This window comes from Clavibacter davisi (assembly GCF_052751415.1).
The window spans coordinates 3016227-3039144 of the sequence record NZ_CP199882.1 but is presented as its reverse complement, the minus strand read 5'-3'; the positions used below and the strand labels follow the sequence as shown (position 1 = coordinate 3039144).

Genomic DNA, 22918 nt, shown 5'->3' with positions numbered 1-22918 from the left:
ATCCCGGAGCGACACTGCCGCGTGCGCCCGGCCGTCGCCAGCCGGATGCGCTCCACGGACACCATCCGGAACCCTTCGTCCCCTCATCGTATTTCCTCGATTGTGGGAGGATGTGCCCGGACGGATGCCGGGGATCAGCGCAGGGCACTGCGCGGACCGGGCACGGACCGTCGTCGCGTCCGGGGGGATGCCGACGCCGGCGCAGCGTCCGAAGCGAGGGGGATCCATGGCGTTCACGACCGCCACCGCACGCCGGGAGGACGACGTCACCGTCGTCGCCGTGACGGGCATGCTCAACATGGCCTCGGCCCCGGAGCTCCGGGAGGCCGTCCACGACGCGCTCGCCGGCGGGGCGTCCCGGATAGTGGTGGACCTCGCCGAGGTCGACTTCATCGACTCGTCCGGGCTGGGGGCGCTCATCGCCGGCCTCAAGTCGGCCCGCGACGCCGGCGGCGACCTGCGGCTGTCGGCCCCGGGACCCCAGGTCGCGATGGTGCTGCAGCTGTCGAACCTCGACCGCGTGCTGATCGCGTCGCCCACGTCCGAAGCCGCGTACCGTGACTGAGACCACGCGGTCGCTGACTCTCCGCTCGCCCGGCCAGGACGTCGACGCCGTGCACGGCTTCATCGCCCGCCTCTGGGACGAGCGTCCCGACATCGGCGCCCTCGACCGCATGGCGTTCGAGACGGCCCTCATCGAGCTGGCCTCCAACGTCATCGAGCACGCCGACCACGGCCAGGGCGTCACGTGCGAGGTGAGCGTCACCGTCGACGCCGGCACGATGAGCGCGCGGCTGCGCGACGGATCCGAGCCCGGCGACTTCCGCCTCACCCCGCGCGAGATGCCCGGCGAGGACGCCGAGTCCGGCCGCGGCCTCGCGATGGTCCAGCTGCTCTGCGACGACCTCTCCTACGAGCGCGTCGGCGCCGAGAACGTCTGGAGCGTCCGGCGCACGCGCGCCGAGCCGGAGGTCGACGGCGCCGCCGGGTCGCCGGCGTGAGCACGCCGTTCAAGCTGCCGCGCGTCTTCTCCTCGCGGCCGGCGCCGGCCTGGGTCGAGCGCATGGCATGGGTGCCGCAGACGGGTCCGCGGGCGATCGGTCCGGCGGGCCCGACCGCGCTCGTCAAGCAGCTGCCGATGGTCGCGATGTTCGGGCTCGCCGTGGTGATGACCCTCGCCGTGCCGACCCTCACCGTCACCTCGCCGCGCGCCCTCCTGATCTCCATCGCGCTGGTCGCGCTCGCGACCCTGCTGGCCGCCGCCGTCGCGCTGCGCCGGGAACGCGCCCGCCTCACGAACCTCGTGCCCGCGCTCGACATGGTCGCCATCGGCGTGCTGCGGATCGCGACGGGCGAGAACGCCTCCATCTACGGGACCCTCGTGATCCTCCCCGTGGTCTGGTTCGGCCTGAACCCCGGCCGGTGGAACGTGCTCGTCGCGTTCGTCGGCGTCTACGTGACCTTCGGCCTCCCGCTCCTCCTCGAGCTCGGCGAGCAGAACGCGAACGAGCTGTGGCGCGGCTTCTACAGCGCCGTGGCCTTCGCGCTCGCCGCCTTCGTCGTCAACGAGCTGTCGCGGCTCACGCGGCTGAGCCTCGAGGCGTCGCGCGCCCGGGAGCGCGCGAGCCAGGAGGAGATGCGGCGCGCCTCCGTGGTGCAGCAGGCCCTCCTGCCCAAGGCGCTCGTGCCGCTGCCCGGCTACCAGGTCGCCGGCGCGTGCCTACCGTCGAAGGCCGTGGGCGGGGACTTCTTCGACTGGTACCCCGTGAAGGAGGGCCTGGCGTTCACGCTCGGCGACGTCATGGGCAAGGGCATGGGCGCCGGGATCATCGCGGCCACCGCGCGCGCGGTCGTGCGCAGCGCGAAGAACGTGCCGGATCCGGTCGTCGCCATCGAGCGCACCGCCGACTGCTTCACCGCGGAGCTCGGCGAGACCTCGACGTTCGCCACGGTCTTCCACGCCCGCGTGCGCGCCGAGGACCACACCGTGCTCTACGCGGATGCGGGCCACGGGCTCACCGCGCTGGTCCGCGCGGACGGGTCGCACGAGCGCCTCGAGTCGGCCGACCTGCCGGTGGGCGTGCCCGGCGCCTCGGGCTGGAGGTCGCACGCGCTGCGACTCGACCCCGGCGACCTCATCGTGACCTTCAGCGACGGCGTGCTCGACCTCTACGACGGCACCCTCGGCGCGGTCGACCGGGTGGCCGAGCTGGCGCGCGAGTCGGCGTCCGCGGAGGAGCTCGTGGAGCGGATCACGGCGCTCGCCGCCGGCCAGGAGAACCCGGACGACGTGACCGTGCTGGTCCTCCGCCGGGAGGCGTGAGGCCCCCGGAGACGGGTCGTCCGGGCTCGGTCCACGCCCAGGACGCGCACGTACACTCGGCCCAGGCGCCCGGATCCGGGGGGATCGTGCGCCGGTCGGGTCTCCCGTCCGGTGCGGCCGGCGCCGGGACACGCAGGGGGACGACGACATGACCATGCAGCAACCCGTCGCGCGCTCGGTCGGCTCGCCTCCGTCCGGCCGGTCCACCGAGATGCCCGCGGCGCTCGGGGCCGAGGACGAGCTGGTGCGCCTGCGGGCCGTGCACGACCTGCGGCTCGTCGGATCCGCGGCCGAGGAGCGCTTCGACCGCGTCACCCGCATCGCGCGCGAGATGTTCGACGTGCCCGTGGCCGAGATCAACCTGGTGGCCGACACCGACCAGTTCACGAAGTCGCCGCAGCCGCACGGGGTCTCGCTGCTCTCCGACCGCACGCAGTCGTTCTGCGACGTGACCATCCGCTCGCCCGACCTCCTCGTCGTGCCGGACGCCACCCGGGACGCGCGCTTCGCCGAGCGCACCACGGTCACCGGGCCGCGGCACATCCGCTTCTACGCCGGGCGGCCGCTCCGCGCGGGCGGCCAGACCGTCGGCACGCTGTGCCTCGTCGACACCGAGCCGCGCGACCTCGACCCCGCGCAGGAGAAGCTGCTCGACGAGATGGGCGCGTGGGTGGAGCGCGAGCTCCGCGACAGCGCGGACGAGGAGGCGGCCGGCGAGATCCAGCGGCGGCTGCTGCCCGTCGACCGGCCGCTCTGGCCCGACTTCGAGCTGGCCGGGATCAGCATCCCGTCGCGCGGCGTCGGCGGCGACTTCTACTCCTGGGGCGAGGACGCCGACGGCCTCCACGTGACCCTCGCCGACGTGATGGGCAAGGGCGCGGGCGCGGCGATCCTCGCCTCGGCCGTCCGCTCCGGCTTCCAGGCGCACCGGGGAGCCGACGTCGAGCGCACCGTGAGCGCCGTGCAGGCGCAGCTCCAGACCGACCTCGACGCGACCGAGACGTTCGCGACCTTCCTGCACTGCCGGGTCGATGGATCCACCGGCGCCTTCGCCTACGCCGACGGCGGCCACGGCCTCACCCTGGTGCTCCGCGCGGACGGGTCGCACGAGACGCTGCCGGCCCTCGGGCTGCCGCTCGGCGTCGTGCCGGACGCGACCTGGACGACGGCCGCGGGCGAGCTCCGCCCAGGCGACCGCCTCCTCGCCTTCACCGACGGCGCCCTCGACCTCTTCGACGGCTCGCTCGACTCGGTCGTGCCGCTCGTGGAGCTCGTGCGGGACGCGGCCGACGCCGCGGAGACGGTGCAGCGCATCCACGACGCGGTGGCCGGCGTGCGCGTCGGCGACGACGTGACGGCGGTGTGCGTGCGGTACGCGGGCGGGGCCTGAGGTGAGCTGGATCCTGCCCGAGCGGTCGCTCCGCGGAGGATCAGGCGTCTTCGTCTCTGTGGAAGGTCCCGATGCGCTGTTTCGCCTCGGGACTGGTCTTGCGCGTCGCCATTCGCGCTAGACGTAGGCGACGGGCAGCACGGTGCGTCCTCCAGGACGTGAGCGAGTCCCGGACCGAGACCTGGCGCCTCCGTGCTTCGATCCCGGCCTGATCCAACACCATCCTGTCCAGGTGACGAGTCGACAACCGGGTGAAGACGAGCAGACAACCCGTGATCCCGACGACGTAGAGGATCAGGCCGGAGATCACGTCGTAGAGATGATCAGCGGGATCTGGTCGCGCGCGTGAGGTGATCAAGATCGCGACGCCCGTCCCGAAGAGGATCGCACTCACGAATCCCATCAGGAGCCACGGTCCGCGGGCTGGCTCCACGGGGAGCGCCTGGACCGCGAACCTCGCGGCGCTGATCCGCACTGTCTGCTCGAGCTTGTGGATCTCTGCCTCGTGTATGCGCTGAGCTTCCCGCTGATCCAGATGGGGGTCCATACCACCCGTGCCGAGGCTGCGCATCAGTTCGAGGTTGCGACCGGCCTCCACGGTCCGGTCCGGCTGACGTCGGCCCTTGAGTATCAGGAGTTGGTAGATGACCGTCCAGATCAAGCTCAACGCGGCGGTCAGCGCGGCCAGGAGCGTCGCGATCACCGGCGGCGTCATGCTTCTCCCCTGAACTCCACGTGCGGGGCATCGCCCATTCGGCTAGAAGGCGACATCATCGTCCTCACTCTCTCGTCGGAGGGCTCACCGGGACCGAGACGGCCGGCGTGCTGGGAGTCGGTCTCCAGCAGAGCCACCGCCCGGACGTTACATGCAGCCTCCGACGGAGACGGGCTGGCACGGAATGGCACCCGATGGGCTTCGAGCTCAGTTCGCGGCCCGCGCGTACTCGGATCCCGAGCGCGTCCGCAGCACGAGGCCCGCGTCCACGAGGTGGCGGCGGAGCAGCGCGTGGTCGTCGGTGAGGCGGACCAGGCGCGCGGTGAGGGCCTTCTCGTCGAGGACCTCTTCCGGATCCAGCACCTGGGCGACCACGTGCCGGAGCAGGGCGTCGAGGTCGGCCGGGGAGGCCGGCCACTGCGCGATGCGGCCGTCGCGGAGGAAGCGCTCGACGCCCTGGGCGGGCGGGGTCGCGGGCTGCTGGGCGAGGATCGCGCGGAAGACGGCGTCGGGCGCGGTCGCGGTGTCGTCCTCCGCGACCGCCACCAGCCCCGATCCGGTGAGCGCGCGTGCGGCCTTCGTGCGTCGCGCCGGGGAGAGGTGCGCGAGGGCGTCGTCGAGGGAGGAGCCGAGCACGACGCGCGCGTACGCGGCCCGCATCTCCGCGTCGGCGAGCACGGCGGCGATGCGGCGCGGGTCGATGTGGTCCATGCCCCCATCCTGCCCGGCGCCTTCCTGCGCGCCGAGCGGGACGGATACGGTCGGGACATGCCCGTCCTCCGCCTCCTCGGCCGCGCCCTGTCGCGGATCCTCTACGTGCTCGGCAAGGGCCGCATGGCCGGTGACGGCCAGAACCCGGCGAACGGCGACCCGATGGGGTTCGAGAAGCCGCAGCAGTACCGACCCTGAGTGCGGCCCACCACGCACGACGGCCCCCGTCCTCACCAGGAGGACGGGGGCCGTCGCGTCGTGCGGGAGCGGATCAGCTCGCGTCGGAGACCGCCTGGTTGATCGCGGTCGGGGCGTCGTACTCCTTGTCGGCGATCTTCCGGAGCGCGTCGAGCGTGCCGGAGTCGGCGCCCGACTCCTCCGCCTTCTTCACGATCGCGTCCTTCGACGCCGGGTAGTCGAGGCCGCTGAGGTGCTTCTGGAGCTCGATGGGATTGATGGCCATGGGGTGTCCTCTCGTCGGTGATCAGGAGCGGTCGGCGCGGAGGTCCACGCCGCCCACGGATCGAGTCGACTCCTCCGGCGGCGCGTCGCCTAGGTGCTCTTCCTGGGGATCCGACGGCTCCGGCGCATCCGGCGCATCCGGCCGCTCCGCCGCATCCGGCCGCTCCGCCGCCTCCGCCGCGAACAGCACGTCGAACGCGTCGACCTCACGCACGGGCAGCGTGGTCGGGGCCTCGAGGTGCACGGCACCGCTCGGGACGATGCCCGCGCCGCCGAAGCGCTCCATCACGCGCCACTGCGCCGCGACGTCCTCGCCGGAGTGCCGCTCGGGCAGCAGCTCCCAGAAGTCGAAGCCGCCCGTCTCCACCAGCGCGCGGCGCCGGTAGAGCACGCAGCCGCCGACCCACGCGATCCGGTACGCGAGCCAGGTGTCGACCTCGAGGTCGAGGTCGGCGGCGATGTGCGCGAGGTTCGCGGCGTTGTGCAGCGGCCAGCGGTCGAAGCCCGGGGTGCCCCGGCGGATGCGCTCCGGCTCGACCCCGTCGCCCCACGGGGTGAAGGCGGCGGCCTCGTGCGCGCGGCGGTCGTCGAGGTAGCTGAGGCCCTGCACGGCGGCGCCGACGAAGCCGATGTCGAGCGCCTCGAGGGCGTCGTGCATCCGCCGCAGCATGCCGGGCTCCAGCCACACGTCGTCGTCGAGGAACAGCACGGCGTCGGCCGTGGCGCGCGCGAGCAGCGACGCCCGGTGCTCGGCGATCCCGCGACGCGGCAGGTGCGCGACCACCTCGACCTCGCGGCCCTGCGCGCGGAGCACGCGGACCATGCCCTGCACGCTCGGCTCGACGGATGCGCGGGATCCGTCCGACTGGTCGCTCACGATCACGCGGAACGGCGGGTCGTCCTGCCCGGCGAGGCCCGAGAGCGTCACCGCGAGCTCGGCGGTGCGGCCCGCGGTGGGCACGAGCACGTCGATCGCGGGCGCGTCGGGCGCGCGGCCGGCGCCCCACTCGCCCGACCAGCGGCGGCTGCGGCCGGCGGTCACCGGGGAGCTCCCGGCGCGGGCTCCGGATCCGTCTCGGGGGCGGCTGCCCCGGCGTCGGGACCGGCGGGCGGGGCGGCGGACGCGGACGTCGCCGTCCCCGCGCGCCGCGTGAACCCGGGGTCGGGAGCGGAGGCGCGGATCCGGTCCACCATCGAGCTCGTCGACTGCGAGGGCACGTAGCCGAGGATCGACACCTCGCCGCCGTACCCGCGCACGACCGCGGTCTCGTCGAGCATCTCGGGCGTGTAGTCGCCGCCCTTCGCGTAGACGTCGGGCCGCACCGCCTCGAGCAGCGGGATGGGGGTGTCGGTGTCGAAGACGGTGATCACGTCGACGCAGGAGAGCTCGGCGAGCACGCCCGCGCGGTCCTCTGCGGTGTTCACCGGTCGGTCGGATCCCTTCAGCCGCCGCACGGAGTCGTCGCTGTTGAGCGCCACCACGAGCACGTCGCCGAGCCGCTTGGCCTGCCGGAGGTAGGTCGTGTGGCCGCGGTGCAGCACGTCGAAGCAGCCGTTCGTGAAGACGATGCGGCGGCCCGCGGCGCGCTCGGCGGCCACGAGCTCGACGAGCTCCGCCTGCGACACGGTGCGCGAGCGCGTCTCGCCGAGGTGGTCGGCGAGGGTCGCGGCGGAGCACACGGACGTGCCGGGCAGGCGCACGACGACGTCCGCCGCGGCCTGCGCGAAGTCGGCGCTGACCTGGAGCGGCAGGCCCACGGCGCGCGCGAGCGTGAGGGCGGCGACGAACGTGTCGCCCGCGCCGGACGCCTGCTTCTCCGGCACCGGGTGCGCGCGCGTGCGGTACGGCTCGCCCGCGCCGAGCACCACGGTGCCGTCGCGGTCGAGCGTGACGACGGCGGTCGCGGATCCGGATGCGGCGAGCACGGCGTCGGCGAGCCCCGCGATGACGGCGGCCCGGTCCTCGTCGCGCGCGAGCGGCCGGTCGATGAGGCGGCTCGCCTCGCCCGCGTTCGGCGTGATGAGGTCGGGGCGGAGCGGCGCCCACATGGCGGGATCGTGCGCATCCACGACGGTGAGGCCGGGGCGGCTCGACCGCGCGGCGAGCGACTCGAGCACCACGCCGTGCAGCGTGCCGGTGCCGTAGTCGGAGACGATCTCGGCGTCCGCGTCGGCGGTGGCCTCCAGCGCGGCGCGGGCGAGGGCGCGCGCGTCGTCGCGGTGCACGGATCCGCGGTGCACGTCGTCGACCCGGACGATCACCTGGTCGTCGCCCACGATGCGCGTCTTGGTGGTGGTTCGGAGGCGCGGCGAGTGCACGAGGCCGGACACGTCGACGCCCGCCGCCAGCAGCAGGTCGCGCACGCGGTCGCCCGCGGCGTCCTGGCCGACGAGGCCGACCATCCGCACGGTGCCGCCGAGGCTCGCGAGGTTCACCGCGGTGTTCGCGGCGCCGCCGAGCGACTGGATCCGCTCGGTCACGTCCACGACGGGCGCCGGCGCCTCGCGGGTCATGCGGTCGCTGTGGCCGCGCCACCACTCGTCGAGGATCACGTCGCCGATGACCGTGACGGTGGGCCGGCGCTCCGCGAGCAGGCCGATGATGCCGCGCAGCTCGCTGGTCATCGCGCGTCGCCCGCGTCGGTGCTGACCGAGCCGGAGGATGCCTCGGCCGGGGTGACGTCGCCCGCGTCGAGCACCGGCAGCCCGAGGTGCACGACCGTCGTGGTGCTCATCTCGTCGAGGAGCTCGGGGCCGTAGCCGAAGCCGGATCCGCTACGCCCGCGGGGCTGCGCGGCGCCGCCGGGTGCGCCGCCGAAGACGCCGTTGACCTTGATCGTGCCGACCGGCAGCTCGGCGGCCGCCCGCTGGGCGTGCTCCATCGACGCGGTGAGCACGCTCGCGGCGAGGCCGTAGCGGTCGTCGGACGCGCGCTCGAGCGCCTCGTCGAAGTCCGCGACCACGCGCACGGCCGCGACCGGGCCGAACGTCTCGGCCGTCATGACGGTCATGTCGGCGGTGCAGTCGACGAGCACGGTGGCGGGGTAGCGGGATCCGGGGCCGTCGGGCACGCGCCCGCCGACGAGCGCGCGGGCGCCCTCGGTGAGCGCCTCCGCGATCTGCTCGTGCACGGCGTCGCGCATGCGCTCGTCTACCAGCGGGCCGAGGTCGCCGGAGGAGTTCCAGCGCTCGGCCTCCGCGACGAGCGCGGCGGTGAAGCGGTCGGCGATGTCGCGGTGCACGTAGATCCGCTCGACCGAGGTGCAGATCTGGCCGGCGTTGGCGAACGACCCGAGGGCGGCCTGCGCGGCGGCCCACGCGGGGTCGATCCCCGCGTCGACGAGGAGCGGGTCGTTGCCGCCGTTCTCGCGGATCACGTGGGTGGGGGTGCCGGCGGCGCGGCGCGCGATGGCCTCGCCCGCGGCGGTGGATCCGACGTGCGCCACCACCTGCGTGTCCTCGTGCGCGACGAGCCGGTCGCCCACGTCGCCGCCGCCGACCACGGAGACGAGCACGCCCTCGGGCAGCGCGTCCGCGAGCACCCGGCCGAGCAGCTCGCCGGTGTGCGGGCAGCGCTCGCTCGGCTTGTGGACCACGGTGTTGCCCATCACGAGCGCCGCGCCGATGATGCCGGCCGCGACCGCGACGGGATCGTTCCACGGCGTGAGCGCGACCGTGACCCCGCGCGGCCGCGGCACCGAGAAGTCGACGTTCGGGAGCGTGCCGAGCAGCGACCTCCCGCGGTGCACGGGCCCGAGCTCGGAGTACTGGAGCAGCGTGTCGACGCCCGCGCCGACGCCGCCGAGCGCGTCGCCGATGGGCTTTCCGGTCTCGCGCGCGTTGAGCTCGGCGAGCTCCTCCGCGTGCTCGGCGAGCGCGTGGGCGGCACGGCGCACGGCCTGTCCGCGCTGGGCGGGCGGCATCGCGGCCCAGGCGGCGGATGCGGCGACCGAGCGGCGCACCGCGGCGTCCACCTCCTCGGGGCTCGACGCGTCGATGTCGCCCACGGGCGAGCCGTCGCGCGGATCCGTGATCCGCAGCGTCCCGGGTCCGGCCTCGGGCTCCTCGGGGTCGATCAGGGCGTCCAGGTCGAGTGCGGTGTCCGTGGTCACAGGTCTCCTCGCGGGGTCGGCGGCCCGCGGATGCGCGGCCGGGGGCGCTCGCGCGCCACCCGGCCCGTACCCACTTCCCCGGTGTCCCACACGGGGCGTCGGCTCCTCCCCGAAGTCCGGATCCGCCCCTGGTCCCCGGATGCGCTGGTCGGCTACATTGGGCGCGCACCCGCCGACATGGTGCGTCCATGACACCGCGATGGGCGCCCTCGTCCGAGAAGCACGGCGTTCCCCAGGACGACCAGGTCCACATGCTCCTCCATCCGAACTACGTCCAGCACCTGCGCAGCGAGGAACCTGATGGCGGACGCATCACGCTCTACATCGGCCACCCCCATGGTCAGACGGAGCGCGAGGTGGAGATCCTGGTGAGGACGTTCCCCGGAGCACGGCGGGAGGCACTTGTCTTCCACGCCATGCCGCTGGGCCCGAAGTACCGCCGTTATCGAGAGGAGCACCCGGATGGCCGACATGACGGATGAGGAGTACGAAGCCCTCGCCACGCGACTCACGGATCCCGACCGCCCCGTCGAGGCCATGGGTCCGCCGCTGACGGGCGAGGCCGCGGCCGCCTACGGGCGCGCCTTCATGCTCCGCGAGTACGGATCCATGGAGGCCATCGAGAAGGCGATCGAGGATGCCCGGCGGTACGACGCCGAGAAGCGCGCGACCGCGGACCCGGACCCGAGCCCCGCCTCCGAGTCGGTCGTCCGCGCCGTCATCTCCGCCGCCGACTCCGCGGCCTTCCGCGAGCTGGAGCGGCGCAGCGGGCTGGAGCAGGCGGAGCTCGTGCGCCGCGCGGTGCACGAGCTCCTCGTCGCCGAGAAGCTCGTCAGCTGAGCGCTCCGGCCGCGCCCGGCTACGGCTCCAGGTGCCCCAGCTCCGGCTGCGCCAGGAACGCCACGATCGGATCCGCCGCGGCACCCGTCTCGAACACGACGAGGTCGTTGCGGCCCGCGCGGAGCTGCGCGCCCGGCACGTAGAGCGTGTGCTGCGGGCCGCGGGTCCAGTAGCGGCCGAGCGCGAAGCCGTTGACGAACGCGACGCCCTTGCCCCACGAGCGCGTGTCGAGGAAGAGGTCGGCGGGCGCCTCCAGCTCGAACGACGCGTGCGCGAGCACGGGCCCGTCGAGGAAGCGGACGGGCGCATCGGGCTCAGCCGACGCATCCGCGTCCGGCACCTCGGCCCCGCGCGGCGCGTCCGCGATGACGGCCGCCGACGCCACCGCCGCGGCCATCGCGCCGAGGTCGAGCGGCAGGCTCTCCCAGTCGACGAGCTCCTCGCCGTCGAGCGTCGCCGGCCCGATGAGGCCCTTCGCCTCGCCGATGCGCACGCCGTAGTTGACGCGCCCCTGGTCCTCCACGAGCACCTCGAGCATCCGGCCGGGCGGCACCGCGATCGCCGTCTCGTGCTGGTCGCGCTGGATCACGCCGACGCGTACGCCGTCCACCGACACCACGGCGCGGTCGCGCACCTCGCCGAACGACAGCACGCGCGCATCGTCGGACGCGGGCAGCGCGACGCGGTGCAGCGCGAACCCGCGGAACACGCCGAGCGCGTCCATCGACGGCACGGCGGGCGTCGCGCGCCAGGCGGCGGGATCCGCCACGAGGTCCGCGAGCGGCACGACCGCGTCGAACGCCGTCCGGAACGCGGGCGCGTCGCCGCGCTGCGCGGGCACCTCGTCGGGCACGGACCGGTAGCGGGCGATCACGTCGCGGAACGCGAAGAACTTAGCGCTCGGGGATCCGGTCTCGTCCAGCGGGGCGTCGTAGTCGTACGAGGTGACGTGCGACTGGTAGGTGCCCTTGTGGTTGGCGCCGTTCGTGAAGCCGAAGTTGGTGCCGCCGTGGAACATGTAGATGTTCACGGACGCGCCCGCGGCGAGCAGCGCGTCGAGCTCGGCGGCGGCGTCGGCCGCGGAGGTCGTGTGGTGGTGCTCGCCCCAGTGGTCGAACCAGCCGTCCCAGAACTCGCTGCACATGAGCGGGCCGGTCGGCTGGTGGCGGCGCAGGGTGGCGAGGCGCTCGGTGGCGCGCGAGCCGAAGGATCCCGTGCGGTGCAGCTCGTCGAGGCTGCCGCGGGAGAGCATCTCGTCGGTGGGCTGGTCGACGGTCGTCAGCGGCACGATGATGCCGGACTCGCGCGTGAGGTCGACGAGGTGCCGGAGGTAGTCGGCGTCGTCGCCGTACGCGCCGTACTCATTCTCGATCTGCACGAGGATCACGGGCCCGCCCATGTCGATCTGCCGCGGCGCGACGATCTCGTACACGCGGCGGAGGAACTCGTCGACGGCCGCGAGGTACAGCGGGTCGCTGCGGCGGACGCCCACCGCGGGATCCTCGAACAGCCAGCCGGGGAGCCCGCCGCCGTCCCACTCCGCGCAGATGTAGGGGCCGGGGCGCACGATCGCGTGCATGCCCTCCGCGTGCACCAGGTCGAGGAAGCGGCCGAGGTCGAGGCCGTCGCTCGTGTCGAACGCGCCGCGCTCGGGGGAGTGGGCGTTCCAGGCGACGTACGTCTCGATGGTGTCGAGGCCCATGAGGCGGGCCTTGCGGATCCGGTCGGCCCACTGGTCGGGGTGCACGCGGAAGTAGTGGAGCGCGCCCGCGATGACGCGGTGCGGTCGGCCGTCGAGCTCGAAGTCGTCGGCGCCGATGCGGAAGCGGGTGCTGGTGGCGGGGAGGCCGGGCATGGTCGTGTCCTCAGGGGTGCGGGATGGCAGGGGAGAGGGGAGGCGCGACTCGCGTCGCACCTCCCCTCGTCGTGCGGGTGCTGCTACTTCACGTCGACGGTGAAGCCCTGCTGCTGGCCGTACTCGGCAGCCGCCTTGCCCCACGCCTCGAGGACGGGGTCGAGCGAGGTGCCGCCGGAGTACGCCGACGAGGCCGAGTCGCTGAAGATGCTGTTCGTGTAGACCTGGAAGGGCAGGTACTGCCAGTCCGGGACGACCTCCTTCGAGGCCGCGCTGAGCACCTCGTTGATCTTCTGCCCGCCGAAGTACTCGGGCGCCTCGGCGAGGAACTCGGGGCTGTTCAGGTCGGCCGTGGTGGAGGGGAAGCCGCCGGCGTCGAAGGAGATCTTGCGACCCTCCTCGTTCGCGGTCGTGAACTTCGCGAACTCCGCCGCGACGAGCTTGTTGGCCGACTGCTGCATGACGGCGATGGAGGATCCACCGCTCTCCGCGGTCGCGGTGTCACCCGCGGTGTACTGCGGCATGGGGGCGACGCGCCACTGGCCGGAGCCCGCGGTGGCCTGCGCCTCGAGGTTGCCGGGCATCCAGGCGCCGGTGATCAGCGTCGCGATGGATCCGTCGCCGAGGCCGCGGAACCACTCGTCGGTCCAGCCGGGCGTCTGGGCGAGCGAGCCGCCCTCGACGAGCTTGTTCCACATGGCCGTGTACTTCTTGGCGCCCGCGTCCTGCATGTCGATGGTGACCTTGTCGCCGTCGACCTTGTAGGGCTTGCCGCCGGCCTGCCAGATCATGCTCGTGGTGAAGCCGGCGTCGCCGGAGTCGCTGGTGATGTACTGGTTCGGGTCGGCGGCGTGCATCTTCTCCGCCGCGGCGACGTACTCGTCCCACGTGGTGGGGACGGCGATCTGGTACTTGTCGAAGACGTCCTGGCGGTAGAACATCGCCATGGGGCCCGAGTCCTGCGGCAGCGCGTAGAGGGCGTCGCCCTCGGTGACGGCGTTCCAGGTGGACGCCGTGAACTGGTCCTTCAGGTCCGTGTAGCCGTAGCCCGAGAGGTCGGCGAGGGACTTGCCGAGCGCGAACTGCGGGATCGCGAAGTACTCGATCTGCGCCACGTCGGGGGCGCCCTTGCCCGCCTTGATGGCGTTCTGGAGCTTCGTGTACTGGTCGGCGCCGGTGCCGACGTTCTGCACGTCGACCGTGACCTTCGGGTGCGCCTTCTCGAACGCCTCCGCGATCGGCTTGATGGCCGGGGCCCAGCCCCAGACGGTGATGGAGGACTGCGTGTCGAGGGCCTTCGCGAGGTCGTCGGCCGAGGCGGAGTCGGCGCTGGCGCCGCCGGATCCGGAGGAGCACGCCGCGAGGGAGCCCGCGAGGACGATGCCGAGGCCGAGCGCGATGGCGCGCTTCGCCCTGCGGGGGAACGAGATGGACATGGTGGTGCCTTTCACTTCTTCGTGGTGGTGAGGGGAGGTGCGGAGGAGCTGTCGGAGGGCGCTACGCCTTGACGCCGCCGGCCGAGAGGCCGGACTGCCAGTAGCGCTGGAGGAAGAGGAACGCGATCACGATCGGGATGATCGCGAGGAACGAGCCCGTGATGACGAGGTTGTAGATCGGCTGGCCGCCCACGGTGGTGGACTGCGCGTTCCACTGGTTGAGGCCCACCGTGAGGGGGTACCAGCGGGAGTCGCTCAGCATGATCAGGGGCAGGAAGTAGTTGTTCCAGGTCGCGACGATCGAGAACAGCAGCACCGTGATGAGGCCGGGCGACAGGAGCCGCAGGCTGATCGTGAAGAAGGTGCGGATCTCGCTCGAGCCGTCGATCCGCGCCGCCTCGAGGATCTCCTCGGGCACCGAGTCGACCGCGTAGGTCCAGATGAGGTACAGGCCGAAGGGGCTGATGAGCGACGGCAGGATGATCGCCCACGGGGTGCTCGTGAGGCCCATCTGGCTGAAGAGCAGGAAGGTCGGCACCGCGAGGGCGGTGCCGGGGATCGCGACGGCGCCGAGCACCACCGCGAACACGATCTTCTTGCCCGGGAAGTCGAACTTCGCCAGGCCGTAGCCCGCGAGGGTGGCGAGCAGCGTGGCGCCGCCCGCTCCGACGACCACGTAGATCAGCGTGTTGCCGAGCCAGCGCACGAACTCGCCGTTGCCGTACGTCAGCACGCCCAGGATGTTGTCCCACAGCGCGAAGTCGCCCGAGAACCAGAGGCCGAACGAGCTGAACAGCGCGTCCTGCGTCTTGGTCGAGTTGACCAGGAGCCAGAACAGGGGGAGCACGGAGTAGATGAGCAGCAGCGACATCACGATGGTGAGCACGATGCTGCGGCGCTCGCGCGGGGCGCCGGCGGAGCGGCGGCGCTTGGGCGAGCGGTCCGCCGGGGCGTCGCGGACGGGCGTGCCGGCGTCGGGCGCGGCGAGGGGGGTTCCGGTGAGGGTCGACACGGTCAGCTGTCCTTCCGGGTGCCGACGAGCTGCACCACGTAGGCGACCACCATCGTCAGGACGCCCATGATGATCGCGATGGCGGCGGAGTAGTTGAACTCCTGTCCCGCGAAGGACAGGTTGTAGGCGTACATGTTCGGCGTGAAGAACGAGCTGATGCCGTTCGGCGCCAGCGTCTGCAGGATGTTCGGCTCGTTGAAGAGCTGGAAGCTGCCGATGATCGAGAAGATCACGCCGATGACCAGCGCACCGCGGATGGCGGGCAGCTTGATGCCGGTGACGATGCGGAACGGGCCCGCGCCGTCGAGCTCGGCGGCCTCGTAGAGGTCGGGCGAGATGACGCGGAGGGCCGCGTAGAACAGCAGCATGTTGTAGCCGACGAACTCCCACGTGACGATGTTGCCGATCGACGCGAGGATCCAGCTCTGCGAGAGCAGGTCGGGGAGGTCCCAGCCGGTGGCCTGCTCCAGGTTGCCGACGAGGCCGAAGCGGTTGCCGTAGATGAAGCCCCACATGAGCGCCGCGACGACCGCGGGGACGGCGTAGGGCAGGAAGATCGAGATGCGGAAGAACGCCGTGAGGTGGAGGCGGGCCGAGTCGAGCGCGAGCGCCGCGAAGAGGGCGACGAACAGCATGATCGGCACCTGCACCACGAGGAACAGCGCGACGCGGCCGAGGGCCTCCCAGAACTGCGCGTCCCGGAAGGCACGCGTGTAGTTGTCGATGCCGACGAACGAGTTGCCGCCGATCATCCGCTCCTGGAACAGGCTGAGGTAGATCGAGTAGCCGACGGGCGCGATGAGCACGACGAGGAAGACCACGAGGAACGGGGCCACGAACCACAGCCCCGTCCAGCGTCGCTTGTCGCGTCGCATCGGGGCGCCGCTCGGGCGGGCTGCGTCGGGCGCCGTCGGCCGGGCGGCCGAGGTCGACATCGTCGTCATGTGCTTCCACTTCGTCGGGGGATCGCGGCGCCATCAGCCCATCGGGGGAGGGCTGTCACCCACCTCGGGAAGATTGGGTGTTTGCGCAAACATCTGTGATGCTCGCAACCATGACATCTCCACCGTCGGCCGTCAAGTCGGGCGGCCGGCGCACGCCCGGCGGCCGCACCGTGTCGATGGCGGACGTCGCGGCGCACGCCGGCGTCTCCGCCCAGACCGTCTCCCGCGTGTCCAACGGCGCGCAGAACGTGGAGGCCTCGACCCGCCAGCGCGTGGTCGACGCGATGGCCGAGCTCGGCTACCGGCCGAACAGCGCGGCCCGGGCGCTGAAGACCGGCCGCTTCCGCAGCATCGGCATCATCATGTTCACGCTCTCCACCCTCGGGAACATGCGCACGCTCGACGCGATCGTCACCGCCGCATCCGATGCCGGGTACACGATCACGCTGATGCCCGTGCCGCACCCCACCGAGGGGGAGGTGGCCGGCGCGTTCAGCCGGCTGCAGGAGGAGGCGGTCGACGGGGTCGTCATCATCATCGAGGCGCACATGCTCGACCGCGCCGACGTGATCATCCCCGTGGGGCTGCCCGTCGTGATCATCGACTCCGACGCGGGCGACCCGTTCGTGGTCGTCGACACCGACCAGGAGCAGGGCACGCGGCTCGTCACCCAGCACCTGCTGGACCTCGGCCACACCGCGATCGTGCACGTCGCCGGCCCGTCCACCTCGTACTCCGCGGCCCGGCGCGCGGCGGAGTGGCGCGCGACGATGGTCGACGCCGGGCTCTCCCCGGAGGATCCCGCGCAGGGCGACTGGACCACCGCGTCCGGCTACCGCATCGGGAAGGAGCTCGGGCAGCGCGCCGACATCACCGGCATCGTGGCCGCGAACGACCAGATGGCCCTCGGGATCCTGCACGCGCTGCACGAGCTCGGCCGCGACGTGCCGGGGGACATCAGCGTGGTCGGCTTCGACGACACGGAGGAGTCGAGCTCGTTCTGGCCGCCGCTCACGACCGTGCACCAGGACTTCACCGAGATCGGCCGCCGCTCCATGCAGGTGCTGCTGGAGATGCTCGAGGGGCGCGCGCCGTCGCACGACCGCATCGTGCCGACGCGGCTCGTGGTGCGCGAGAGCGCGGCGGCGCCGCGGGCCGGCTCCCGGGCGACCCGCGGCTGAGCGCTCCGCGTCAGGTGCGCACGACCCCTCGTGCCGACGTCGCGCGGGATGCGCGCGGCGGCAGCGGCTTGCCCGGTGCGACCGTGCCCGTCGTCTGGATGAAGGTGTTGCCGCCCTCGAACAGCGCGTAGGTGTCCCCGGGTGAGTCGAGGTGGATCGCGATGGGGTTGTTCGAGTGGTCGAACCGGCAGCCCTCCACGATGACGCGGCCGCCGCTGCCGACCTCGAGGGCGGCGTACTGCCCGGATCCGGCCTGCGTGTTGTCGAAGACCACCCCCTTCACGTCGACGTCGCCGCGGAGCAGCGGCCGCCCCCGCATGAGCGGTCCGATGTGGTCGCCCACCAGGTTCACGTGGAGGTGCCCGGTGGTGGCGTAGCTGTCCTGCGCGTTCGCGCCGACGAGGATCCCGAGGCGCTCGGAGGCGAGCGGCTGGAGGCCGAAGCCCCAGTCCCAGCGGATGCTCGGATCGATGTCCGCGTACGCGCGCGAGTAGGAGAACGTGCTGTTCGAGATGGTGACGTCGTCGGCCCCGCGGGTCACCGACATGAGGTCGTCGGTGGTGTCGTACGCGACGATGCGGTCGATGGTCACGTGCGCGGCACCGCGCACGCTGATGGCCTCGTAGTTGACGCCCGCGCCGTGCGGCCTCGTCGCGGCGCCGGAGAGCGCGACGAGGTCGGAGAGGCGTCCGTGCAGGGTGAGGCCGCGCACGGTCACGTCGTGGAGGGCGCCCGCGTAGGTGTGGTCGTAGATCCGCAGCTGGATGTTCACGAGCTCCACGGTCGGGGTGGCGCCCTCGATGAGCGTGCCGCTCGATGCCGCGTCGAGCACATCGACGAAGACGGGAGAGGGGCCGCCGTAGAGCGACGTGGTGATGACGATGTGGTGCACGTGCTTCGCGATCGCGGTGCGCAGCGCATCGACGCTGGCGACGCGGGCGGTCGCGCCGGCGCCGGTCGCGGACGAGCCCGAGGTGAGGGCGGCGTTGGTGGTCGTCGCGGCGGCGGCGGGAGCGGCGGCGTCCGCCGGAGCGGTCGGGCCGGTGCCCGTGAGGGCGACGAGGAGGAGCGTGCCGGCGAGCGCGGCGGGCAGGGGACGGATGCGCATGGATGCCTCTCGGAGAGGCGCCGAGGCCCGCGGGCCGCGACGCGGGAGGATGCGCGGCCCCCGTCTGGCGACGCGGCCACGCTGTCAGACGGCCGTCTGATGCGTCACCGTAACGGCGGGCTCGACGGCGTCGGGCGGCCTCCGCACAGCGCATCCCGCCCCAGCGTTTCGACCGGCCCGCCGCGGGGAACGGGGTGGGGGACCCGCCCGCTCGACCAGGAGGCCCGCCCGTGCCCGTCGTCGCCCCGCTCCACGAGACCTTCCCTTGCGTCCGCTCCATCGCCGTGCTGCGCGGCGGCGGCCTCGGCGACCTGATCTTCGCGCTGCCGGCGATCGCCGCGCTGCGGGCCGCGTACCCGGGCGCGCGGATCACGCTGCTCGGCACGCCGCTGCACGGCGCGCTGCTGGCGGGCCGGCCGGGAGCGCCCGAGGAGATCGAGGTGCTGCCGGTGGCGCACGGGGTGCGGGACGTGCCGGGCACGGATCCGGACCCCGCGGAGGTCGAGGCGTTCGCCGCCCGGATGCGCGCGCGCCGCTTCGACCTCGCCGTGCAGGTGCACGGCGGCGGCCGGAACTCCAACCCGTTCCTGCTGCGGCTCGGCGCGCGGCACACCGTGGGCACCGCGACCGACGACGCCGAGCGGCTCGAGCGCGTGATCCCGTACGTCTACTACCAGCACGAGGTGCTGCGCGGGCTCGAGGTCGCGGGGCTCGCGGGGGCGCGGATCGCGGACCTCGAGCCGGTCGTCGAGGTGACCGATGCCGAGCGGGACGCCGCCACGCGGCACCTGGCGGGCGCGCCCGGCGGGCTCGTCGTGATCCACCCGGGCGCCACGGACGTGCGCCGCCGCTGGCCCGTGGAACGGTTCGCGGAGATCGCGCGCCGGGCCGCCGCCGACGACGCGCAGGTGGTCGTGGTCGGCGACGCGACGGATGCCGCCGACGCCGACCGCATCGTCGCGCTCGGCCGCGACGGCCTGCCGGCCGAGCAGGCCGCGCGGATCGCCTCGCTCGCCGACTCGCTCACGCTGGGCGAGCTGGCCGGCCTCTTCACCCACGCCGACGTCGTGCTCGGCAACGACAGCGGCCCGCGCCACCTCGCGCAGGCCGTGGGCGCGCGCACGGTCGGCGTGTTCTGGTTCGGCAACGTGATCAACGCGGCGGCGTTCGGCCGCACCCGCCACCGGATCCACATGGCCTGGACCACGCGCTGCCCCGTCTGCGGCGTCGACGTGACGCAGGTCGGCTGGACGGCGGAGCGCTGCGCCCACGACCCGTCGTACGTGGTCGACGTGCAGGTGGACGACGTGCACGCCGACGTGGAGCAGCTGCGGCGGGCGTCGCTCGGGGATCGCGTCACGGTCTGAGGCCCGCGTCGGCCGCGCCTGGTGACGGGGCGCGCGCGGATCCGCCGGGTCGGCGAGCATCGGCGGATGGACTGGCGAGAGGACCGCATCGGCTCGGCCGCGCGCGGCGAGAACCCGACCGTGCTGCGCGAGCTGGGAGCGGGGTACGCCGTCATCGGCGACGTGCAGTTCCTGCCCGGCTACTGCGTGCTGCTCGCGAAGGATCCGCGGGCCACCGCGCTCGCCGAGCTGCCGCGGATCGAGCGCGTGCGCTTCCTGGCGGACGCCGACCTGCTCGCGACCGCGGTCGAGCGCGCGTGCCGGGCGGCGGATCCGGCCTTCCGCCGCGTCAACCTCGAGGTGCTGGGCAACGCCGACGCCTTCGTGCACGCGCACGTCTGGCCGCGGTACGCGTGGGAGCCGCCGGCGCTCACGCGGCGTCCGGTGTGGCTGCACGCGGAGGAGCGGTGGGCGGATCCGGCGACGGCGCTGGGCGACGCGCACGCAACGCTGCGGGCGCGGATCACCGCGGAGCTCGACGCGCTCGTGGCGGCGGACGACGTCTCAGTCCGCGCCGGCTGAGACGAAACCTCTCGGTCGCCCTCTCGGCGAACGATCAACTCAGAGTTGACTGTTGCTTCGGTGACCTCGCCGTCATCGAGGATCGGTCGCGAGCGCCTCCGTCGGCCGCATCGTCGTCGCGATCGCCGCGTTGCGCAGCGACTCGGTGCCCGCGTCGAGGTAGCCGAAGCTGCGCTCGTGGGCGGCGTACTCCTGCTTGCGCAGGGTCGGATCCTGGATGGTCGTCCACGCCGCCGACCGCGGGTCGTCGTTCCAGCGCGAGTGCAGCACGGGGGCGTGGCCGGTCACCGGGAGGAGGCCGCGCGACGGATCGCCGTCGACCTGGATCACGGTGGCGCCGAAGCCGGGCGCACGCGGATCCTGCCGCGACAGCCGGCCCCACACCGCCTCCGCGTCGTCGGCCGCCTCGCCCGCGTAGACGTGCCGGGCGTGCAGGTCACGCACGCCGGCGATGCCGTCCTCGACGCCGGCCGAGCCGAGCATCACGAACGAGTAGACGCCGAGGTCGCGGGCGGCGAGCGCGTCGGCGGCCATCGTGGAACCGTACGAGTGCGCGATGACGCTCACGGTGGCGAGGTCGCCGTGCGCGCGCGCCGCCCGCAGCCCCTGGATCTCGCTCGCCAGCAGCGGGGCGCCGCGCTCCGCGCTGTCGCCGAGCGTCGCGTCGATGCCGGGGGCCGGTGTCCGGTAGCCGATCCACGCGACCACGGCATGCGCGGCCGGCGCGCCCACGGCCGCCTGCGCGTCGTACACGTTCTGCGCGGTCTCGGTCCAGAGCTGCATGTCGTCGGTGTAGGTGCCCATGCCGGGGACGGTGAAGGTGACCTGGCGCGCGGTGTCGAGATCACCCACGGCGATGGCGGCGAGCGGCGGATCCCTGTGCGTGAACGACACGAGGGTGCGCCGCGGCCCGCCCTTCGACCGGAGCGCCTCGCGGATCGCGGTGAGGGCGGTGAGCCGGTCGCGCGCGGCCGCGTCGCCGGGGTGCGCCGCGACCGCCGCCTCCTCGGTCGCGAGACGCGCCGCCAGCTGGCGGCGGTTGGCGGCGTCGCGGGAGGCGTAGTCCACGCCGTCGAGGTTGCCGATGAGACCGGACGAGTGCCGGATCAGGGTGCGCTGGCGCTTCCGGTCCTTCGCGGCCCACCAGCTGACGACGTGTGCGGGAGCGGCGTCGCGCACCTGCAGCTCGAGGGACGGGTGCGCGGCGATCATGCGCTGCGCCTGCGCGTCGGAGAGGGCGGCGTACCGGTCGAGCTGCGCGAAGCCGGCGTCGACGCCGCCTCCGGGCGGGGCCGGGAGGATGAGGAGCCCGACGAGCACGGCGGCGAGGGCGAGCGCGGTCTCGCGTCGACGATGCGCCCGGGTCACGTGCGCCTCCTCATCGGGCGCTCCGCCGGAAGGGTGCGCTCGTCAGATGGTAGGTCGTCCGGATCGGGCTCCGGCCGTGCGCCGACTGCACGCGCGCTGGGCACCGGGCATGCGCTCGCCGTGCACGGGAGGCGGACAGCGGGTCAGCCGCGCCGCAACGCGAGCGCGTCGCGGAGGGCGGTGGCGGAGGCCGCGGTGCTGTCGATGCGCCAGTCCGCCTCCTTCTGGAAGTCGAACCACACGAAGCCGAGCACGTCGGGCTGTGCCTGCAGGTACGCGACGAGGTCGCGGTTCCAGGCGGACTTGGATCCGCCGACCTCGCTCGACGCCACCTCGCCGATGACGAGCGGCTTGCCGGGCGCGACCGCGCGGAGGCGGTCGATGCCGGGGCCGAACAGCGTGGCCGGATCCGTCCAGCGCTGGCCGGGCGCGGAGCCCCAGTTGTAGCCGTCGAGCGCGACGACGTCGACCTGGTCGCTGCCGGGGTAGAGCGAGGCGAGGTCGGTGGATCCCGGGTACGGCACGTTCGGGCTCCACACCCACTTCACGTTGGTGGCACCCTGCGCGGCGATGAGGTCGTGCACGTGCTTCCACGCCGCGACGTAGGAGCCGGGCGCGTTGCCGTTGACGCCGTCCGACCACGGGTACCAGTTGCCGTTCATCTCGTGGCCGTAGCGGAGGTAGACGGTCTTGCCGTACTTCGCGAGGTCGGCGCCCCACGAGCGGATGTAGGCGTCGTGGTCGCCGGCGACGATGCGCGCATTCGTGTACGCGGACTGGGTGGTGCCCGCGCCGCCCTGCCACGGCTCCCACGTGAGGAGGCTGTCGGCGCCGCGCGCGGCGACGCTCTGGAGGCCCTGGATCGGGGCCGGGTGCGTGAAGTCGACGTGGCTCATCACGATGGACGGGCTCTCGCCGAGCTCGACGGAGGCGGCGTCGAGCTCGCCGTTCGCGGTGGGGCCGCCGGGGGTCGAGAGGCCGAGGCGCAGGCGGGCGGAGCTGATGGCGGGGGCCGACGAGGTGGCGGGGGCGGGCGTCGCGGCGGCCGGGACGGTCGGCGTCGCGGCGGGCGCCGGGGTCGTCGTCGGCGCGGGCGCCGGGGTGGCGAGGCGGGCGGATCCGCTCGACTTCGCCGGGGCCACCGTGAACGTCGTCGCGGCGGAGCGCGTGCCGGAGGTCGCGGTGATCTTGATGGTCGAGAGCGCGGTGCGGGGGATGGAGATCGCGGTCGTGAACGTGCCCGTGGCGGTGGTCGTGATGCTCTTCGCGGCGGACCCGGCGGCGACGACCGCGGCCTTCTTCGCCGTGAAGCCCCTGCCCGTGACGGTCACGGCCGTGCCGACGGGGCCGGAGGCGACGGAGAGGACGACCGCGGCGGGGGCCGTGGGGACGGGCTGCGCCGCGGCGGCGCGGGAGGCGACGGCCGGTGCGACGAGCACGGTCGCCGTCACGACCGCCGGTGCGACGGCGGTGACGACAGCGCATTTGAGGCGGCGACGAGTGGGCATGGCATAGGGTCCTTCCCCCGATGGA

General features: G+C 73.3%; 23 protein-coding genes. 10 read left to right on the top strand and 13 right to left on the bottom strand.

Going from position 1 to position 22918, the window contains the following annotated elements:
- Positions 1 to 226 precede the first annotated feature (226 nt).
- From ACU4ZT_RS14405 to ACU4ZT_RS14390, 4 genes are all read left to right on the top strand, one after another.
- A complete protein-coding gene (locus tag ACU4ZT_RS14405; RefSeq protein ID WP_063071580.1) occupies positions 227 to 565 on the top strand; it encodes an STAS domain-containing protein in 339 nt (112 codons plus the stop codon).
- Complete coding sequence (locus ACU4ZT_RS14400; RefSeq protein ID WP_063071581.1) at positions 558 to 1001, top strand: ATP-binding protein; 444 nt, start codon at positions 558 to 560, stop codon at positions 999 to 1001. Before ACU4ZT_RS14405 ends, ACU4ZT_RS14400 begins: the two co-directional genes overlap by 8 nt.
- Positions 998 to 2323 carry a PP2C family protein-serine/threonine phosphatase gene (locus ACU4ZT_RS14395; RefSeq protein WP_063071582.1) on the top strand — a complete coding sequence of 442 codons (1326 nt, stop codon included), beginning with the start codon at positions 998 to 1000 and terminating at the stop codon, positions 2321 to 2323. Before ACU4ZT_RS14400 ends, ACU4ZT_RS14395 begins: the two co-directional genes overlap by 4 nt.
- 148 nt (positions 2324 to 2471) lie before the next feature.
- Positions 2472 to 3713, top strand: a complete 1242-nt coding sequence (locus ACU4ZT_RS14390) for a PP2C family protein-serine/threonine phosphatase (RefSeq protein WP_063071583.1) — start codon at positions 2472 to 2474, stop codon at positions 3711 to 3713.
- Between the two features lie 40 nt (positions 3714 to 3753).
- Here the strand turns inward: ACU4ZT_RS14390 and ACU4ZT_RS14385 are convergent, their stop codons facing one another.
- Both ACU4ZT_RS14385 and ACU4ZT_RS14380 read right to left on the bottom strand, forming a co-directional pair.
- Positions 3754 to 4428, bottom strand: a complete 675-nt coding sequence (locus ACU4ZT_RS14385) for a hypothetical protein (RefSeq protein ID WP_270981317.1) — start codon at positions 4426 to 4428, stop codon at positions 3754 to 3756.
- 207 nt (positions 4429 to 4635) lie between these two features.
- Positions 4636 to 5139 (bottom strand): DUF2087 domain-containing protein, encoded by a 504-nt coding sequence (locus ACU4ZT_RS14380; protein ID WP_445337419.1) that lies wholly within the window; start codon positions 5137 to 5139, stop codon positions 4636 to 4638.
- A 57-nt stretch (positions 5140 to 5196) separates the two neighbouring features.
- Between ACU4ZT_RS14380 and ACU4ZT_RS14375 the strand changes: the two genes are divergently transcribed.
- Complete coding sequence (locus tag ACU4ZT_RS14375) at positions 5197 to 5337, top strand: hypothetical protein (RefSeq protein WP_175345489.1); 141 nt, start codon at positions 5197 to 5199, stop codon at positions 5335 to 5337.
- A gap of 73 nt (positions 5338 to 5410) precedes the next feature.
- Here the strand turns inward: ACU4ZT_RS14375 and ACU4ZT_RS14370 are convergent, their stop codons facing one another.
- From ACU4ZT_RS14370 to ACU4ZT_RS14355, 4 genes are read right to left on the bottom strand one after another with little or no spacing between them, the layout of a single operon-like run.
- Complete coding sequence (locus ACU4ZT_RS14370; protein WP_063071585.1) at positions 5411 to 5602, bottom strand: DUF2795 domain-containing protein; 192 nt, start codon at positions 5600 to 5602, stop codon at positions 5411 to 5413.
- A 21-nt stretch (positions 5603 to 5623) separates the two neighbouring features.
- On the bottom strand, positions 5624 to 6643 hold the full coding sequence (locus ACU4ZT_RS14365) for a glycosyltransferase family 2 protein (RefSeq protein WP_270981321.1): 1020 nt from the start codon (positions 6641 to 6643) through the stop codon (positions 5624 to 5626).
- Positions 6640 to 8226 carry a D-glycero-beta-D-manno-heptose 1-phosphate adenylyltransferase gene (gene rfaE2, locus ACU4ZT_RS14360; RefSeq protein WP_445337418.1) on the bottom strand — a complete coding sequence of 529 codons (1587 nt, stop codon included), beginning with the start codon at positions 8224 to 8226 and terminating at the stop codon, positions 6640 to 6642. The genes ACU4ZT_RS14365 and rfaE2 overlap by 4 nt, the downstream gene beginning before the upstream one ends.
- Positions 8223 to 9713: an aldehyde dehydrogenase family protein gene (locus ACU4ZT_RS14355; RefSeq protein WP_445337417.1), complete on the bottom strand. Its 1491-nt coding sequence runs from the start codon at positions 9711 to 9713 to the stop codon at positions 8223 to 8225. Before ACU4ZT_RS14355 ends, rfaE2 begins: the two co-directional genes overlap by 4 nt.
- 251 nt (positions 9714 to 9964) lie before the next feature.
- On the opposite strand from ACU4ZT_RS14355, the gene ACU4ZT_RS14350 reads away from it, so the two are divergent.
- Both ACU4ZT_RS14350 and ACU4ZT_RS14345 read left to right on the top strand, forming a co-directional pair.
- Positions 9965 to 10195, top strand: a complete 231-nt coding sequence (locus tag ACU4ZT_RS14350; protein ID WP_063071588.1) for an RNA-binding protein — start codon at positions 9965 to 9967, stop codon at positions 10193 to 10195.
- Complete coding sequence (locus tag ACU4ZT_RS14345) at positions 10176 to 10553, top strand: hypothetical protein (protein ID WP_063071589.1); 378 nt, start codon at positions 10176 to 10178, stop codon at positions 10551 to 10553. The genes ACU4ZT_RS14350 and ACU4ZT_RS14345 overlap by 20 nt, the downstream gene beginning before the upstream one ends.
- A gap of 19 nt (positions 10554 to 10572) precedes the next feature.
- Here ACU4ZT_RS14345 and ACU4ZT_RS14340 read toward each other — a convergent pair whose 3' ends face one another.
- From ACU4ZT_RS14340 to ACU4ZT_RS14325, 4 genes are all read right to left on the bottom strand, one after another.
- Positions 10573 to 12408, bottom strand: a complete 1836-nt coding sequence (locus tag ACU4ZT_RS14340; protein WP_445337416.1) for a glycoside hydrolase family 35 protein — start codon at positions 12406 to 12408, stop codon at positions 10573 to 10575.
- An 83-nt stretch (positions 12409 to 12491) separates the two neighbouring features.
- Positions 12492 to 13844: an ABC transporter substrate-binding protein gene (locus ACU4ZT_RS14335; RefSeq protein WP_414748929.1), complete on the bottom strand. Its 1353-nt coding sequence runs from the start codon at positions 13842 to 13844 to the stop codon at positions 12492 to 12494.
- A 61-nt stretch (positions 13845 to 13905) separates the two neighbouring features.
- Positions 13906 to 14856 carry a carbohydrate ABC transporter permease gene (locus ACU4ZT_RS14330; protein ID WP_445337415.1) on the bottom strand — a complete coding sequence of 317 codons (951 nt, stop codon included), beginning with the start codon at positions 14854 to 14856 and terminating at the stop codon, positions 13906 to 13908.
- A 2-nt stretch (positions 14857 to 14858) separates the two neighbouring features.
- Positions 14859 to 15800 carry a carbohydrate ABC transporter permease gene (locus ACU4ZT_RS14325; RefSeq protein WP_063071593.1) on the bottom strand — a complete coding sequence of 314 codons (942 nt, stop codon included), beginning with the start codon at positions 15798 to 15800 and terminating at the stop codon, positions 14859 to 14861.
- A 110-nt stretch (positions 15801 to 15910) separates the two neighbouring features.
- Between ACU4ZT_RS14325 and ACU4ZT_RS14320 the strand changes: the two genes are divergently transcribed.
- Complete coding sequence (locus ACU4ZT_RS14320) at positions 15911 to 16981, top strand: LacI family DNA-binding transcriptional regulator (protein WP_270981335.1); 1071 nt, start codon at positions 15911 to 15913, stop codon at positions 16979 to 16981.
- A 10-nt stretch (positions 16982 to 16991) separates the two neighbouring features.
- On the opposite strand, the gene ACU4ZT_RS14315 is transcribed toward ACU4ZT_RS14320, so the two are convergent.
- Positions 16992 to 18089, bottom strand: a complete 1098-nt coding sequence (locus ACU4ZT_RS14315) for a polysaccharide lyase domain-containing protein (protein WP_445337414.1) — start codon at positions 18087 to 18089, stop codon at positions 16992 to 16994.
- A gap of 230 nt (positions 18090 to 18319) precedes the next feature.
- On the opposite strand from ACU4ZT_RS14315, the gene ACU4ZT_RS14310 reads away from it, so the two are divergent.
- Together ACU4ZT_RS14310 and ACU4ZT_RS14305 are read left to right on the top strand one after the other, a co-directional pair.
- On the top strand, positions 18320 to 19456 hold the full coding sequence (locus ACU4ZT_RS14310) for a glycosyltransferase family 9 protein (protein ID WP_445337413.1): 1137 nt from the start codon (positions 18320 to 18322) through the stop codon (positions 19454 to 19456).
- Between the two features lie 66 nt (positions 19457 to 19522).
- The gene (locus ACU4ZT_RS14305; protein WP_445337412.1) at positions 19523 to 20017 is read left to right on the top strand and encodes an HIT family protein; all 495 of its coding nucleotides are present in this window, start codon (positions 19523 to 19525) and stop codon (positions 20015 to 20017) included.
- 72 nt (positions 20018 to 20089) lie between these two features.
- Here ACU4ZT_RS14305 and ACU4ZT_RS14300 read toward each other — a convergent pair whose 3' ends face one another.
- Together ACU4ZT_RS14300 and ACU4ZT_RS14295 are read right to left on the bottom strand one after the other, a co-directional pair.
- Positions 20090 to 21385, bottom strand: coding sequence for an alpha/beta hydrolase (locus ACU4ZT_RS14300; protein ID WP_063071598.1), 1296 nt, complete (start codon positions 21383 to 21385; stop codon positions 20090 to 20092).
- A 143-nt stretch (positions 21386 to 21528) separates the two neighbouring features.
- On the bottom strand, positions 21529 to 22893 hold the full coding sequence (locus tag ACU4ZT_RS14295) for a glycoside hydrolase family 26 protein (protein ID WP_270981340.1): 1365 nt from the start codon (positions 22891 to 22893) through the stop codon (positions 21529 to 21531).
- Positions 22894 to 22918: the final 25 nt, after the last annotated feature.

Coding starts and splice junctions, on each gene's coding strand:
- ACU4ZT_RS14315 (WP_445337414.1), bottom strand. CDS start 18,089: ATGCGCATCCGTCCCCTGCCCGCCGCGCTCGCCGGCACGCTCCTCCTC.
- ACU4ZT_RS14345 (WP_063071589.1), top strand. CDS start 10,176: ATGGCCGACATGACGGATGAGGAGTACGAAGCCCTCGCCACGCGACTC.
- rfaE2 (WP_445337418.1), bottom strand. CDS start 8,226: ATGACCAGCGAGCTGCGCGGCATCATCGGCCTGCTCGCGGAGCGCCGG.
- ACU4ZT_RS14385 (WP_270981317.1), bottom strand. CDS start 4,428: ATGACGCCGCCGGTGATCGCGACGCTCCTGGCCGCGCTGACCGCCGCG.
- ACU4ZT_RS14305 (WP_445337412.1), top strand. CDS start 19,523: ATGGACTGGCGAGAGGACCGCATCGGCTCGGCCGCGCGCGGCGAGAAC.
- ACU4ZT_RS14390 (WP_063071583.1), top strand. CDS start 2,472: ATGACCATGCAGCAACCCGTCGCGCGCTCGGTCGGCTCGCCTCCGTCC.
- ACU4ZT_RS14350 (WP_063071588.1), top strand. CDS start 9,965: ATGCTCCTCCATCCGAACTACGTCCAGCACCTGCGCAGCGAGGAACCT.
- ACU4ZT_RS14340 (WP_445337416.1), bottom strand. CDS start 12,408: ATGCCCGGCCTCCCCGCCACCAGCACCCGCTTCCGCATCGGCGCCGAC.
- ACU4ZT_RS14375 (WP_175345489.1), top strand. CDS start 5,197: ATGCCCGTCCTCCGCCTCCTCGGCCGCGCCCTGTCGCGGATCCTCTAC.
- ACU4ZT_RS14295 (WP_270981340.1), bottom strand. CDS start 22,893: ATGCCCACTCGTCGCCGCCTCAAATGCGCTGTCGTCACCGCCGTCGCA.
- ACU4ZT_RS14325 (WP_063071593.1), bottom strand. CDS start 15,800: ATGACGACGATGTCGACCTCGGCCGCCCGGCCGACGGCGCCCGACGCA.
- ACU4ZT_RS14405 (WP_063071580.1), top strand. CDS start 227: ATGGCGTTCACGACCGCCACCGCACGCCGGGAGGACGACGTCACCGTC.
- ACU4ZT_RS14370 (WP_063071585.1), bottom strand. CDS start 5,602: ATGGCCATCAATCCCATCGAGCTCCAGAAGCACCTCAGCGGCCTCGAC.
- ACU4ZT_RS14335 (WP_414748929.1), bottom strand. CDS start 13,844: ATGTCCATCTCGTTCCCCCGCAGGGCGAAGCGCGCCATCGCGCTCGGC.
- ACU4ZT_RS14380 (WP_445337419.1), bottom strand. CDS start 5,139: ATGGACCACATCGACCCGCGCCGCATCGCCGCCGTGCTCGCCGACGCG.
- ACU4ZT_RS14320 (WP_270981335.1), top strand. CDS start 15,911: ATGACATCTCCACCGTCGGCCGTCAAGTCGGGCGGCCGGCGCACGCCC.